General features: G+C 74.0%; 1 protein-coding gene. It reads right to left on the minus strand.

Translation table 11 applies throughout. The features are described from left to right. Window positions 1–208, minus strand: a 208-nt coding sequence (locus BZL64_RS41840) for a helix-turn-helix domain-containing protein (RefSeq protein WP_244205812.1), incomplete at both ends; no start/stop codon positions are given.

The raw sequence follows: 208 nt of genomic DNA on the forward strand, positions 1-208 counted from the left end.
ATGCCCCGGATCTCCGGCCCGACACTCCGCGGCAGGGCCTCCGGCGTCGGCACGTACGGCACTTCGGCGAGGTGGTAGAGGTGCTCCCGCTCCGGCGGGTCCAGTCGCAGGGTGCGCGCCACCGCGTCCAGCACCTGGGCCGACGCGTTGATCGGCCGGCCCTGCTCCAGCCAGGTGTACCAGGTGACGCCCACGCCCGAGAGCTGGG

Source organism: Streptomyces bobili (assembly GCF_002154575.1).
GTDB classification, from domain to species: domain Bacteria; phylum Actinomycetota; class Actinomycetes; order Streptomycetales; family Streptomycetaceae; genus Streptomyces; species Streptomyces bobili.